This is a genomic window from Phocoenobacter atlanticus subsp. cyclopteri (assembly GCF_018343795.1).
GTDB lineage: Bacteria > Pseudomonadota > Gammaproteobacteria > Enterobacterales > Pasteurellaceae > Phocoenobacter > Phocoenobacter atlanticus.
This window is the reverse complement of sequence record NZ_CP074346.1, coordinates 491,551-505,676: the sequence shown is the minus strand read 5'-3', so window position 1 is coordinate 505,676 and position 14,126 is coordinate 491,551. Positions and strand designations below refer to the sequence as shown.

The following is a 14,126-nucleotide window of genomic DNA, read 5'->3' as shown; positions in this document are numbered from 1 at the left end:
ATTTAAAGCAGACAGTAATCGATATAATAAAACAGATACAACACAAGAGTTTTTACATATTTTAAAAAGAAAAGAGAACAAAATGAACAACATACACAACCATAAAATTTTAATTTTAGATTTCGGATCACAATATACCCAACTTATCGCTCGTCGTGTGCGTGAAATTGGGGTTTATTGTGAGCTTTGGGCTTGGGACGTTACCGAAGAGCAAATTCGTGAATTTAATCCAACAGGGATTATTCTGTCTGGTGGACCTGAAAGTACCACAGAGCAAGGTAGCCCAAGAGCCCCTGAATATGTATTTAATGCAGGCGTGCCAGTACTTGGTATCTGCTACGGAATGCAAACAATGGCAATGCAACTTGGTGGCTTAACCGAAGGATCAGATCATCGTGAGTTTGGTTACGCACAGGTTGAATTAAAAGGACAAGATCAATTATTTGCAAAATTAAATGATGATCTTACCGCTTCAAATCCCCTGCTTGATGTATGGATGAGTCACGGCGATAAAGTGACTCAATTACCACAAGGTTTCCAAGTAACAGGCTTAACCCCAACTTGCCCGATTGCGTCAATGTCAGATGAAAACCGTCAATTTTACGGCGTACAATTCCACCCAGAAGTCACCCATACCAAACAAGGTTTAGGCTTATTAACTAATTTTGTGGTTAATATTTGTGGCTGTGAAACTAAATGGACAGCAGAAAATATCATCGAAGACGCTATTGCTCGCATTAAAGCACAAGTGGGCGATGATGAAGTCATTTTAGGCTTATCTGGTGGTGTCGATTCATCGGTAGTCGCATTATTGCTACACCGTGCTATCGGCAAAAAATTACACTGCGTTTTTGTCGATAACGGATTATTACGTTTAAATGAAGCGGAGCAAGTAATGGAAATGTTTGGTGATAAATTCGGATTAAACATAACCAAAGTTGATGCGGAACAACGCTTTTTAGATCGCCTTGCAGGTGTTGATGAGCCAGAAGCAAAACGCAAAATTATCGGTAATGTATTCGTGGAAGTGTTTGATGAAGAATCTCACAAACACGACAACGTAAAATGGTTAGCACAAGGTACGATTTATCCTGATGTGATCGAATCTGCAGCAAGTAAAACGGGCAAAGCCCACGTGATCAAATCTCACCACAATGTTGGCGGATTACCTGATTATATGAAACTTGGATTAGTCGAGCCGTTGCGTGAACTCTTTAAAGACGAAGTGCGTAAAATCGGTTTAGCCTTAGGTTTACCTGCACAAATGTTAAACCGCCATCCATTCCCTGGACCGGGTTTAGGCGTGCGTGTTTTAGGCGAAGTGAAAAAAGAATATTGTGATTTACTCCGTAAAGCAGACGCTATTTTTATCGAAGAATTACACAATGCCGATTGGTACTACAAAGTCAGCCAAGCCTTTACGGTATTTTTACCTGTAAAATCTGTTGGTGTAATGGGTGATGGACGTAAATACGACTGGGTTGTTTCACTACGTGCTGTTGAAACTATCGACTTTATGACCGCACACTGGACACATTTACCTTATGACTTATTAGGTAAAATTTCAAATCGTATTATCAATGAAGTCGAAGGCATTTCTCGTGTCGTTTATGATGTGAGTGGCAAGCCGCCAGCGACGATTGAGTGGGAATAAAATTATTCTAAACAATGTGTTTTTATAACTTTTTAACATAAGATAGAACTTTTTATTATTTATAAAATATAGATTGAACAGGTATCCTCAGCTTATCTTTACACTTTGGGAGATTTTATGAAACTAAGTACCAAATTTTCTTTAATGGCAACAGTATTGTTATTTACTGGTGTAGCTCAAGCCTCTGGTAAAACTTTTTATTATTGTACAGATAAAGCACCAAAAGGCTTTAGCCCTATTTTACTAATAGATGGCAAAACCTATAATGCAACATCACAGCAGGTTTATAATCGTTTAGTTGAGTTTAAACGTGGAACAACAGATATTGAGCCTGTATTAGCTGAAAGCTGGGATATTAGCGATGATGGTTTAACTTATACTTTTCATTTACGTCAAGGGGTTAAATTTCATTCTAGTAAAATATTTACCCCAAGCCGTGATTTTAATGCTGATGATGTAATTTTTTCATTTCAACGTATGTTAGATGACAAACATCCATTCCATAATGTTTCAAATGGTATTTATCCTTATTTCAAAGGAATGGGATTTCCTAAGTTAATTAAATCTCTCAAAAAAGTAGATGATCATACTATCAAGTTTGTATTAAGCAAACCAGATTCAACGTTTTTATCTAGTTTAGGTATGGATTTTACCTCAATTCATTCGGCTGAATATGCTGATAAAATGATGAAAGAAGGAAAACCAGAAACTATTGATAAACTTCCTATTGGAACAGGTCCTTTTATTTTTGCTGGATATAAAAAAGATCAAAAAATTCGTTATTTTGCCAATAAAGAATATTGGAAAGGAAAAGCTGATTTTGATCGTTTAATTTTTGACATTATCCCTGATGCTACAACTCGTTATGCAAAATTAATTAAAGGCGAATGTGATCTTATTGAGTTTCCAAATCAAAATGATATTCCAGCAATGGATAAAAATCCAAAAATTAATTTATTAAGATATAAGGGTATGAATGTCTCTTATATTGCGTTTAATAATGAAAGACCTATTTTTGATAATGTAAAAGTACGTGAAGCATTAAATTATGCAGTGGATAGAAAAGCCATTATTGATATTGTCTATAAAGGCTTTGGTGTTCAAGCTAAAAATCCATTAGCACCAACTGTTTGGGGCTATAATGATGATATTCAGCCTTACACTCAAGATATTGCAAAAGCAAAACAATTGCTTAAAGACGCTGGTTATCCAGATGGTTTTACAATGAAAGTGTTAATGAATGATCATAAAAAAGGAGCTTCATTACCTGAACCAAGTAAATTAGCAACGCTCATTAAATCTGACTGGGAAAAAATCGGTGTTAAAGTTGAGCTAGTCAATGAAGTCCTTGATTATAGAAAACATGCTAGACAAGGTAATTTTGATGCGATTATTGCTGGTTGGTCTGGTGATAATGGTGATCCTGATAACTTCTTATCACCATTGTTAGGTTGTGAAAATATTGGCATCAATAATTATGGTCGTTTCTGTAATAAAGAATTTGATGCGTTACTCACCAAAGCAAAAGGTTTATCAAATAAAGAAGAACGAGCAAAACTATATAAACAAGCTCAAGTGATTGTTAGACAACAAATGCCTTGGGTAACAGTTGCGCATTCCATTATTGCAGTTCCAACAAGTACACGAGTAATGGATTATAAAACTAGTCCATTTGGCTATGTTTATTTATATGGAACAAAATTAAAAGATAAATAATTCTTTATAAAAAAGAAAAAGCATAGATTATTTCTATGCTTTTTTCTTTTTAATGTAATGTTTTATCGCTATTTTTTGATAATTGCGTATAAAGTAAAATCCTTATATATTTTGCAAAGATACCAATAGTAAAATAATATTATTAATCAAAAATCAGTTAGTTTCTTATTCCAATTTGTAAAAAAATCAAACAATCTTACCGCTTAAAATATAACTCTATGAATTACCTTAAGTTCTTAATCCAACACCTTTATCCAGTAAACGATAAACAATGCTATATAACACTGCTATAAAAATCGCTAAAATTGAAAAAGTATAGTAAATCGAAACATCACTAATTCCTAAAAAACCATAACGAAAACCATTAACCATATACATAATTGGGTTGAATTTTGATACACCTTGCCAGAAATCAGAGAGTAATGAAATAGAATAAAATACGCCGCCTAAATAAATTAGAGGCGTTAAAATAAAGGTAGGGATAAGGTTGATTTCATCAAAACTTTTGGCATAAATCGCATTAATTAACCCTGCTAAAGCAAACATTATGATGGTCATTAGCATAATCGCAATAATCACTAACCACGAGTAAATATCATAAGAAACAAAACACAATGCAACAGTAGTGACAAGAATACCAACAATCCCTGCTCTCACAATACTTCCTGCCACATAACCACCAATAATAGTATGAGTGGAAAGAGGAGAAACCAATAATTCTTCAATATGTTTGGAATATTTACTTAAAAAGAATGACGAGGCTGCATTGCCATAAGCAGAGGTAATGGCAGACATCATTATTAAACCCGGTGCAATAAATTGAACATAATTTACTCCATCCATATCACCAATACGTGTACCGATCAACTTACCAAAAATAAAGAAATAAAGTGTGGTAGTAATCATTGGTGGAATTAGTGTTTGTCGCCAAATTCGAAATATTCGTTTTGTTTCTTTGCGGACTAATGTATAAAAACCTGTTAAATTTTGCATTTTATTCTGCCATATCAATAAATAATGTTTCAAGACGGTTTGCTTTATTTCGCATACTCACAACTTCTACATTTTGTTCATTAAGCTGTTGAAATAATTGATTTAAACCCTGTGTTCTCGTTACTTCTACTTCAATAGTATTGTCATCTACCCATTGAAAAGGATAATTTGGTAGTTCAAGGGAGCATTTTTTATTCAAATCAAGTAAAAATAGTTCACTTTTTAATTTAGTTAATAGTGCTTTCATTGAGGTATTTTCTACAATTTCACCATTTTGCATAATACCAATATTACGACATAAACTTTCTGCTTCTTCAAAATAGTGAGTAGTTAAAATAATAGTGGTGCCTTGTTGATTAAGTTCTTTTAAAAACTCCCACAGTGAACGACGTAATTCAATATCTACCCCTGCAGTGGGCTCATCTAAAATAAGTAATCTAGGATTGTGCATTAAGGCACGTGCGATCATTATTCGGCGTTTCATTCCGCCAGAAAGGGCATAAGAAAGCGTGTGACGTTTCTCCCATAGTTCTAATTTTTTTAACCAGTACTCTGCTCGTTTTATTGCATCTTTACGTGGTACACCATAAAACCCTGCTTGATTAACTAAAATATCTTCTACTTTTTCAAAAGTATTGAAATTAAACTCTTGTGGTACCAAACCAATTTGTTGTTTTAATTTCTGTTTTTGAGTATCTAAATCATAACCAAATACTTTCACGGTACCACTGGTTTTATTGACCAATGAGCTGATAATTCCAATAGTCGTTGATTTCCCTGCTCCGTTATGTCCTAACAAAGCATAAAAATCTCCCTGTTCTACAGTTAAATCAATACCCTGAACCGCTTTTACACCTGAGGCATATTGTTTGACAAGTTTTTTAATTTCTAATGCGTACATTTTTTCTTTTCAGTAATAAGTAAATGGGAAACCAGTTAGCATTAAGCTACTGGTCGAATGGTCGATTCATCAATTTCTGCATTAAATGTACGGCTTAATAAATTAAGTTTAGGATCATTTATTAATGTACTTTTTGCTTCATTGGTTAATTGCTCAAAGATTTCTCGCTTAATTTCTAAGGCTGTTTGGTGTTTCTGACTTTCAGGAATAGTTTCAGCAACGGTTAATGAATAACTAAGATCTTGTTCTTTCAATGCCTCAATTAATGCTTGATGAATTTCTGGTTTATCTAAATGAGCCATTGCAGGAGTTAATACCAATTGCAGTTCATTCTCTTTTTGGTCAGCGATATAGCAATTTAACGCCATTAAACGCGATAAACCAGAAACTCTTGAATTGTAAATAATTTGACACCAACGATCTCTTTCACAAGAAAGTTGCGTGATTTTTTCGGTTAATTCAGGGGTTCGCTGTTGTAAGATCGCTTGTTTAATATCTGAAGGCTTAGCTGTTTCAATCTCATTACCTAATTCAGGATCGAGCCACTGCCAGCGATAATGTTCATCATCTTCCTGTCTCTCACCTTGTTTTTCTACAATTTCAGCCGTTGAATTGGCTTGTGTTAAACTGGCTAAACGTTGTTGTAAATCTGATGAGCTTTGCGTTTTTTTCTTTTCTGTAATAGCAGGCTTTACTTCAACCTTTTTTTTTTCTGTTTCGTTTAATTTTGCTTTACGATTTTTAAGTTGTTCACGTGCTTGTAATGCAGCTAAAGCAGGTGATAAAGAGTTTTTTTCTACCTTTTTCTCATCAACAAGCTCTACCATAGCGGTAACTTGTTGATCAGAATTTGCAAATTGTTGTGAAGATGTAACCGCTTGTTTTGGTACGTTTTCTACGGCGGCTATCTGAGGTTGTGATGTAATTGATGATGCCGCTACATTCAAACGTGCTTTTAATTTATCAATATTCGTTTGCGAGATGACTTCTTGCTGAGGTTGATTATTTTGCTGAATAGTTGCAACTGAAATAACTTCATTTTCTATGCGTTTTGGGTGAAATGCTAAAGCTCGTAACATTGTCATTTCAACGCCTTCTCTCGGTTCACTGGCAAAAGGAAGCTCTTTTTTTCCCATTAATATTAATTGATAGAAAAATTGTATATCTTCAGGAGAAAGCTGTTTAGCTAAAAAATGTAAAGGAGAATCCTCCACAGAGGTATTAGGTAACAGTTGTAAGATGGCAATTTTATGTAACGTTTCTGCAACAGCACTTAATAGCGATTGCCAATCCACTCCTCTATGTGCCACATCATCAATGACTGCCATTAATTTTTCACCATCCGCAAGTGCGAGAGCTTGTACTAATTCTAATGGCTGGTTATCATCTAATAGCCCTAACATTTGTTGCACAATAGGAAGAGTAATATTGGCATTACTTACCGCAATGGCTTGATCTGTTAAACTCAAGGCATCACGGATACTCCCCCGTGCTGATTTAGCTAATTTCTCTAATGCTAATTCTTCAAAAGGAATATTTTCTTGATTAAGAATAAAAGCAAGATGATCACTAATCTGATGTTGCTCTAAAGCACGCAAATGAAATTGCATACAACGAGAAAGAATAGTAATCGGTAATTTTTGAGGATCTGTTGTAGCCAATAAAAATTTTACATACTCAGGTGGTTCCTCTAAGGTTTTAAGTAAAGCATTAAAACTATGACGAGAAAGCATATGCACTTCATCAATTAAATAGACCTTAAAACGTCCCACCGTTGGTTTATATTGGACATTATCCAATACTTCCCTAGTATCTTCCACTTTAGTACGAGAGGCTGCATCAATCTCAATTAAATCAATAAAACGCGCCTCTTCAATGGCTTTGCAATTTTCACATTCACTACAAGGTGTCGCACTAATGCCTTTCTCACAATTTAAGCCTTTCGCTAACAAACGTGCAATAGAGGTTTTACCCACACCACGAGTGCCAGAAAAAAGATAAGCGTGATGTAATCTCTCTTCTCGCAATCCATTTTCCAGAGCCATTAAAACGTGTTTCTGCCCTACAACATCTTGAAATCGTTGTGGTCGCCATTTACGAGCTAAAACTTGATAAGACATTTTTTACCTTAAAAGACTGACTTTAATATACAAAAAAAATAAAAATTAATGTCCGTCAAAATCGATGATTGTCATTGATTTTACGTCTATTTTTTTAAGACGTTCCGCCCCTTGTAAAGCAGGTAAACCAATCACAAAAGCAGCATACTCTACTCTTCCACCTAAGCGATTAATGAGTTTTACTGTTGCTTCAACAGTTCCTCCCGTTGCCAATAAATCATCAATAACCAAAACATTATCGTTTTCTTTTATCGAATCAGTATGAATTTCTAAAGTATCTTGACCATATTCCAATTCATAAGATTGAGAAATTACTTCACGTGGTAATTTATTTGGCTTACGCACTAAAAAAAAAGGCAATTCCAATGCTAATGCCACAGGTGCCCCAAAAATAAAACCACGAGATTCAGTTCCCACAACTTTAGTAATCCCTTTATCTTTAAATTGCTCAACCATAATATCCACTGCTGCTTGAAATGCGGCAGGAACTTCTAAAAGTGATGTGATATCACGAAAAACAATCCCTTCCTTTGGGTAATTTGGGATAGATTTAATCGATGATTTAATTAGTTCTAATTTCTGGTTCATAATTCAACCTAATATTTAATTATACAAAACCTACTAAATCTATCAAAAATGAGTAAAATTACAAGGAAAATAATTAATTTATCTCAACAAATCCGATAACAAAATTATAATTGAATAGAAATTAATCAAATATTATAATAAAAAGAACGGCATCACATTTTTACTTGTGAATCAGTAAAAAAAATTCCTCCAATAGCAACTTTTTTTATAAGTTTTTAAGATTGGTGATTCTTCTATTTTATTAATTAGGGTATCAATACCACTGGTTTGAGTGAGATATTGATAACGATAAAAAGTATCTCTTAAGATACTCATTATCTTACAAGCTTTAAAAATATTGCCTAATTATTCAGCTAAATTTAATAAACCAACTTTATGCTTGATGATTTGATTGTTAGTATAGTACATAAGAGTTACCTCTTAGTGTTTTTGATTTAAGTTTTAACACCCTTATCAAAACAAGTAACTTTATTTTTTTCAAGGAGTATTATTGTCAGATCTTGTCTGAACTAATACAAATGAAGAAAAGTGATTATACAAAAATAGTGTTACGCTGTGCAGATAATCTAATATCTCTTCTGCCGCTTCTACTGACTCTATTGGATCATCCTCTTTACAATAACTTAATTTTGATATTTCACTAAGATCATTAAGTACTTCATTTATTTCTTTCACTTCTTTTTGAATATAAGGTTGTGCCAATCCAAGACCTAACATAAAATTGCTAGTCCATTCCCCAATGCCATCAACGAGAATTGGAATTTCTTTTTTATCTTGTGGTAACCACAAAGAAAATAAAACGTCTTCTTTCTTAAAAGCTATTATTAATTGTGTATAAAGAGTTGTTAATTTTGTTGATGTATTTGGTGATAAATCATTACCATCATTAATAAATTGCTGAAAAAAAACTTTCCAAGAATCATCTTTAATCCCTCCAGCAATCAATCCTCCTAAAAAACCATGTAATTCAGCTACAGTATAGTCAACTTGTAATTCACTGAGTAATTTTTTAATTCTATTTACTTGTATTGTCGTCATAGTCTTTTTTATTCTCCCAAAGGGTGGCATAATACCAAAAATTTTTGAATTACGTGAGGTTTTATGCAAAATAATAATATTGAAATTCAGATATTAGGGCAATTAATCAAACTCTATTGTCCAGATGAACAACAAGAGGAATTGCTTGAATCTGCACTGTTATTAGAAGGACGTGTAGCAAAATTAAAAGATCAATCAAAAATTATTCAACTTGAAAAAGTGTTAATTATTATTGCATTAAATTTGCAATTTGAATTAACACAAGAGAAAAATAAAAATAGAGAAACTCAAAATACCTTAGTGTCTTGTCTTAAAAAGTTGGATTTATCATTAGAAAAATTAAAAATTCCAACGGAATCTTCTTTTAATATTCAACAAAAAACTAAAAATGAATGATTTCCTCAAATAAAGACTAGAAAAATAACGCAAATTCCAGTAATATTCCCTTGCCTGAGGTGTGCGTGAACTAGTAATGTCCCTGAGCCGATATCTAAAACTCTTTGAGTCACGTTTTTACTGTTGGTGTGCAGGCTCGTTTATTCGAGAAGCCTAAAAACAGTCATACAGACTCCCTTGAACCGAATGGTTCAAGGACTTACTCTAGTCACGGCACTTCGGGTTTTTTCTTACTTCATAGTAAAAAATAATTGATTTAATATACAAAAAAACACATCTATAAATGACCATACAAAAATATATTTTGCATATCTACTAAAAGTTCATTTTCATAAAAATAAAAAAGAGTTGATAATTATTAATAAAATAATAAAATAATAAAAACCAACTCATTTGTCTGTTATGTATAAAACGCTAAGATATAATCTTGGAAAAAGCGTTAGTACAATGCTCAATCACAACGATTAACCGATAACTTCCACACCACCCATATATGGACATAAAACCTCAGGAACAGTAATTGAACCATCTTGGTTTTGGTAGTTTTCTAAAATAGCCACTAAGGTACGACCTACCGCTAAGCCTGAACCATTTAAAGTATGTACTAAACGAGGTTTTTTATCACCTTTCATACGGAAACGAGCCTGCATACGACGCGCTTGGAAATCCCACATATTTGAACAAGATGAAATTTCACGATAAGTATTTTGAGCCGGTAGCCAAACTTCTAAATCATAGGTTTTTGCTGAACCAAAGCCCATATCACCCGTACAAAGTAACACTTTACGATAAGGTAAGCCTAAAAGTTGTAATACTTTTTCTGCGTGTCCTGTTAATTCTTCTAAGGCATCCATTGATTTTTCAGGTTCAACGATTTGTACTAATTCCACTTTATCAAATTGGTGCATACGAATTAAACCACGTGTATCACGTCCATAAGAACCTGCTTCTGCTCTAAAACAAGGTGTATGAGCTGTCATTCGAAGAGGTAAGGTTTCGCCTTCTACGATCTCGCCACGCACTAAGTTGGTTACTGGCACTTCCGCCGTTGGAATTAACGCATAAGATTTTTGTACTTCATTTGGATCTTGTCCTTCAAGTGGACGAGTATGGAATAAATCTTCACCGAATTTTGGTAATTGCCCTGTACCATAAAGGGTGTCGTGGTTCACTAAATAAGGCACATAGGTTTCTAAATAACCGTGTTGTTCTGTATGTAAATCTAACATAAATTGAGTAATCGCACGGTGTAATTTAGCGATTTGTCCTTTCATCACCACAAAACGACTACCTGTTAATTTTGCCCCAGCTGAGAAATCTAACCCTAATAAATCTTCGCCTAAAGTAACGTGATCTTTCACATCAAAATCAAATGAACGTGGCTCGCCCCAACGAGAAACTTCTAAATTATCATTTTCATCTTTACCTAATGGCACTTCTTCGGCAGGTAAATTTGGTACGCTTAATAAAATGTCATTGATTTGTGCTTGAACTTTTTCTAATTCTGCTTTTGTATTATCTAACTCTGATCCCATTGAATCCACTTCTGCCAATAATACGGTAATATCTTCGCCTTTTGCTTTTGCCATACCAATATTTTTTGAACGTGCGTTACGTTCCGCTTGTAATGTTTCTGTCTTAATTTGTAACGCTTTACGTTGTTCTTCTAAACTTGCTACAAGTCCTACATCTAAATCAAAATTACGTTTTGTTTTAAGTGTTTGTGCCACTTCTTCTAATTGATTACGTAATAAATTTTGGTCAATCATATTAATTTCCTTCCTTTTTTATTTAATTTTAAACTGAATTTGAAAATTATCGTGCCGCATTTTTCATAATACGGCTTTTTGCAACTTGCCATTCACGATCTTTAACGTCAGCTCGTTTATCGTAAAGTTTTTTACCTTTTGCTAAACCAATTTTTATTTTTGCCCACGCTCCTTTCCAATAAAGTGCCGTTGCAACAATAGTATAGCCTTCACGGTTTAATTTACCAAAAAGCGAGTCTAATTGACGACGACTTAATAACAGTTTGCGAGTACGAGTTGGATCGCATACCACGTGGCTTGATGCAACGCTCAATGGCGTAAAATTTGCCCCAAATAAAAAAGCCTCGCCATCTTTAAAAATCACATAGCTATCACCGATATTCGCTTTACCCGCTCGTAAAGATTTCACTTCCCAGCCCTGTAATTCTAACCCTGCTTCTACTTCATCATCAATAAAATATTCGTGTCTCGCTCGCTTATTTTGAGCAATCGTATTATCTGCTGATTTTTTCTTTGCTTTCGCCATAGTTTTTAAGTTTCTACGTTAAGTTAATAAGTTATAAATTTGTTATTTTTAAAATACCTTATCATTCTACCTGAATCAAGTTTAGAATAAAATCATAAGCGGTCACATCTTTATAAAAATTTACAAATTTTTTGAGACAAAAATGAAATTTATACTGGTATTACTCAATCTTTTATTTAATTTTCTTTAATACCTATTTCTTCACAATCTAATGGTTCAATATAAATAGCGGGTAAATCAAATCAAAAATTTACAAATTTAATTCCTGATGTAAGGACAAACAGGGTATGCCCTGTCTCTAAAATATATTTATACATCAATGGGTTATATGATGAATTGATAAAATATAGCGGTGACATCCAGTTAAAAATTTACAATTACCCTAAACATCCAGCCAATTCTGTAATATTTTCCTTCCAAATTCAGTCATAAAAGATTCAGGGTGAAACTGTACCCCATAAATAGGTAGATTTTGATGTTGTACTGCCATTACAATATTTTCATCACAAATAGCGGTTACTTCAAGCGGTGAGTTATTAAGTGAATTTTGCAAAACTGCCCAAGAGTGGTATAAACCGACATTAAATGTTGCTGGAAGATTTTTAAAAATAGGGCTTTTATTGATATAACGTAATTGGCTTTTCTGACCGTGTCTTACTCTATTTAAATTATATAGCTGTCCACCAAAAAACTCACACAACACTTGATGTCCTAAGCAAACCCCCAAAATAGATTTTGTTTGTGAATAACGTTGCAATATTTCAAATAATATTGGGTAGGCACTCGGTACATCGGGTCCTGGAGAGATTAAAATATGACTATATTTTTCAATCTTATCTAGTTCTAAGTTTTCTACAGAGACAACCTCTACTTGCACCTTAATTTTGCGGAATAAATCCACTAAATTAAAGGTAAAGGAGTCGTGATTATCTATAATAAGTATCATCTACTACTGCTCTATTTTATCTTTTTGCTGTTCAACCAATAATTCTAAACGAGTAGTATCAAAATCATTGGTTAATGGCTCTATTTGTGGTGGTTTACTTTGAATTGCTTTTGCGGAAAGACTTTGAAAACGCTCGACTTTTCCTACTAATCCACGCTGTCCAACAACAGATGTCACTGTATCATTATAGTGTTTATTCACTGTGGTTAATGTTTTTCCTAAGCTGTTTAAACGCTCTGCAATTACACAGACTTGATTATAAATATCCCCTGCTTTTTCACTGATTTCACGAGCTTCTGTATTGCCTCGTTCAATTCGCCATAAATTTGCCACAGTACGTAAAATTGGCATTAATGTCGTATGAGAAACTAAAATGACATTGCGTTCATAACCATAATTAAACAATTGAGGATCGTGTTTCATTGCTTCAATGTAAGCAGGTTCAATGGGAACAAACATCAACACAAAATCAGGGCTGGTGATACCTAATAACTGACTATAATTTTTCTTAGAAAGTCCATCAATATGGGTACGTAACGATTTGCAATGTTCATTTAACGCTTGAGAAATTGCAAAATGTTCATCTGATCGTACCGCTTGATCATAAGCCACTAACGATACTTTGCTATCTAAAACAAGGTGTTTATTGTCTGGTAATTTAACCACAAAATCTGGTGCAAAACGTTTTCCTTCATCATTACGATAACTCTCTTGTTCAAGGTAATGATGATCTTTTAATAATCCTGCAGACTGTAATGCACTTTCAAGCTGAATTTCACCCCAATTCCCCACTACTTTATTATTACCTTTTAATGCAGTTGTTAAATTCTGCGCTTCTTGTGACATTGAAAGACCAATATCCAATATTCGTTTAATTTCAGATTCTAAATTCGCATTCCCTTTTACAGACTCACTATGCACTTCATTAACACGTTTCTGAAACTGATCGATCTGCTCTTTAAAAGGTTTTAACAACAAATTCATTGAAGATTGATTATTTTCACTAAAGGATTTTGTTTTTTCATCTAGAATCTTTTGAGCAAGATGTTGAAACTCCGTATTTAACTGCTGTTTTACTTCTACAAAATTACGTTGCTGCTCTTCAAAATTTGCCTGTTTTTCATATAACGTGGTACGCAACTGAGCGAGTTCCAATTGAGTTTGATTTAATTGAGAAGACAAAGATTGATTTTGTTGCTGTATATCTAAAAAAGAAGTATTTCGCTCTTTCAGTTGTTCAAGCGTCATTTCTAGTTTAGTATTTTTCTCAATCGCCCACTGCTCTAGTTTTGTTTTCTCCTCTGTTAAAAGAGTATATTTACGAGAAACCTCTGCTAACTGCTGTTGAAGATAATACCGATTGAAAAAAAGTAATCCTGCAATCAAAATAACAATAGCTAAAACACCGTATAACCCATAAAATGTATCCATATTCAAACTCTTATCCTTTAGTAAAGTAAATGGTGGGATTATACCAAT

General features: G+C 33.7%; 12 protein-coding genes, 1 other RNA gene and 1 pseudogene. 4 read left to right on the top strand and 10 right to left on the bottom strand.

Annotation, left to right across the window (positions count from 1 at the left end):
* Window positions 1-82: 82 nt before the first annotated feature.
* On the top strand, window positions 83-1,654 hold the full coding sequence (gene guaA, locus KGI96_RS02300) for a glutamine-hydrolyzing GMP synthase (RefSeq protein WP_211599334.1): 1,572 nt from the start codon (window positions 83-85) through the stop codon (window positions 1,652-1,654).
* 117 nt (window positions 1,655-1,771) lie between these two features.
* A complete protein-coding gene (locus KGI96_RS02295) occupies window positions 1,772-3,370 on the top strand; it encodes an ABC transporter substrate-binding protein (protein WP_213156535.1) in 1,599 nt (532 codons plus the stop codon).
* A 228-nt stretch (window positions 3,371-3,598) separates the two neighbouring features.
* Here the strand turns inward: KGI96_RS02295 and KGI96_RS02290 are convergent, their stop codons facing one another.
* The 6 genes and pseudogenes from KGI96_RS02290 to KGI96_RS02270 form a co-directional block, all read right to left on the bottom strand.
* On the bottom strand, window positions 3,599-4,363 hold the full coding sequence (locus KGI96_RS02290; RefSeq protein ID WP_211599336.1) for an ABC transporter permease: 765 nt from the start codon (window positions 4,361-4,363) through the stop codon (window positions 3,599-3,601).
* Window position 4,364: 1 nt separating this feature from the next.
* Entirely contained in the window at window positions 4,365-5,264 is a 900-nt protein-coding gene (locus KGI96_RS02285) for an ABC transporter ATP-binding protein (protein WP_211599337.1), read from the bottom strand.
* 41 nt (window positions 5,265-5,305) lie between these two features.
* Window positions 5,306-7,384 (bottom strand): DNA polymerase III subunit gamma/tau, encoded by a 2,079-nt coding sequence (gene dnaX, locus KGI96_RS02280; RefSeq protein ID WP_211599338.1) that lies wholly within the window; start codon window positions 7,382-7,384, stop codon window positions 5,306-5,308.
* Window positions 7,385-7,429: 45 nt separating this feature from the next.
* Complete coding sequence (gene apt, locus KGI96_RS02275; protein WP_211599339.1) at window positions 7,430-7,972, bottom strand: adenine phosphoribosyltransferase; 543 nt, start codon at window positions 7,970-7,972, stop codon at window positions 7,430-7,432.
* A 213-nt stretch (window positions 7,973-8,185) separates the two neighbouring features.
* A pseudogene (locus tag KGI96_RS11105) lies at window positions 8,186-8,380 on the bottom strand (helix-turn-helix domain-containing protein); the annotation flags it as partial.
* Between the two features lie 69 nt (window positions 8,381-8,449).
* On the bottom strand, window positions 8,450-9,010 hold the full coding sequence (locus tag KGI96_RS02270; protein ID WP_211599340.1) for a UPF0149 family protein: 561 nt from the start codon (window positions 9,008-9,010) through the stop codon (window positions 8,450-8,452).
* 63 nt (window positions 9,011-9,073) lie between these two features.
* Between KGI96_RS02270 and KGI96_RS02265 the strand changes: the two genes are divergently transcribed.
* Together KGI96_RS02265 and ssrS are read left to right on the top strand one after the other, a co-directional pair.
* Window positions 9,074-9,406 (top strand): cell division protein ZapA, encoded by a 333-nt coding sequence (locus KGI96_RS02265; RefSeq protein WP_211599341.1) that lies wholly within the window; start codon window positions 9,074-9,076, stop codon window positions 9,404-9,406.
* A gap of 48 nt (window positions 9,407-9,454) precedes the next feature.
* A non-coding RNA gene (gene ssrS, locus KGI96_RS02260) (6S RNA) lies at window positions 9,455-9,635 on the top strand.
* Window positions 9,636-9,870: 235 nt separating this feature from the next.
* Here ssrS and serS read toward each other — a convergent pair.
* The 4 genes from serS to KGI96_RS02240 form a co-directional block, all read right to left on the bottom strand.
* Complete coding sequence (serS, locus tag KGI96_RS02255) at window positions 9,871-11,175, bottom strand: serine--tRNA ligase (protein ID WP_211599342.1); 1,305 nt, start codon at window positions 11,173-11,175, stop codon at window positions 9,871-9,873.
* Between the two features lie 46 nt (window positions 11,176-11,221).
* Window positions 11,222-11,701 carry an SsrA-binding protein SmpB gene (gene smpB / locus KGI96_RS02250; RefSeq protein ID WP_211599343.1) on the bottom strand — a complete coding sequence of 160 codons (480 nt, stop codon included), beginning with the start codon at window positions 11,699-11,701 and terminating at the stop codon, window positions 11,222-11,224.
* A gap of 382 nt (window positions 11,702-12,083) precedes the next feature.
* On the bottom strand, window positions 12,084-12,647 hold the full coding sequence (locus KGI96_RS02245) for an anthranilate synthase component II (protein ID WP_211599344.1): 564 nt from the start codon (window positions 12,645-12,647) through the stop codon (window positions 12,084-12,086).
* A 3-nt stretch (window positions 12,648-12,650) separates the two neighbouring features.
* A complete protein-coding gene (locus tag KGI96_RS02240; RefSeq protein ID WP_211599345.1) occupies window positions 12,651-14,078 on the bottom strand; it encodes a DNA recombination protein RmuC in 1,428 nt (475 codons plus the stop codon).
* Window positions 14,079-14,126: the final 48 nt, after the last annotated feature.

Bases quoted from the DNA above. Each gene is read 5' to 3' on its own strand.
- KGI96_RS02285 (WP_211599337.1), bottom strand. From the start codon at position 5,264: ATGTACGCATTAGAAATTAAAAAACTTGTCAAACAATATGCCTCAGGT.
- smpB (WP_211599343.1), bottom strand. From the start codon at position 11,701: ATGGCGAAAGCAAAGAAAAAATCAGCAGATAATACGATTGCTCAAAAT.
- serS (WP_211599342.1), bottom strand. From the start codon at position 11,175: ATGATTGACCAAAATTTATTACGTAATCAATTAGAAGAAGTGGCACAA.
- KGI96_RS02245 (WP_211599344.1), bottom strand. From the start codon at position 12,647: ATGATACTTATTATAGATAATCACGACTCCTTTACCTTTAATTTAGTG.
- guaA (WP_211599334.1), top strand. From the start codon at position 83: ATGAACAACATACACAACCATAAAATTTTAATTTTAGATTTCGGATCA.
- KGI96_RS02295 (WP_213156535.1), top strand. From the start codon at position 1,772: ATGAAACTAAGTACCAAATTTTCTTTAATGGCAACAGTATTGTTATTT.
- KGI96_RS02290 (WP_211599336.1), bottom strand. From the start codon at position 4,363: ATGCAAAATTTAACAGGTTTTTATACATTAGTCCGCAAAGAAACAAAA.
- KGI96_RS02240 (WP_211599345.1), bottom strand. From the start codon at position 14,078: ATGGATACATTTTATGGGTTATACGGTGTTTTAGCTATTGTTATTTTG.
- KGI96_RS02265 (WP_211599341.1), top strand. From the start codon at position 9,074: ATGCAAAATAATAATATTGAAATTCAGATATTAGGGCAATTAATCAAA.
- KGI96_RS02270 (WP_211599340.1), bottom strand. From the start codon at position 9,010: ATGACGACAATACAAGTAAATAGAATTAAAAAATTACTCAGTGAATTA.
- dnaX (WP_211599338.1), bottom strand. From the start codon at position 7,384: ATGTCTTATCAAGTTTTAGCTCGTAAATGGCGACCACAACGATTTCAA.
- apt (WP_211599339.1), bottom strand. From the start codon at position 7,972: ATGAACCAGAAATTAGAACTAATTAAATCATCGATTAAATCTATCCCA.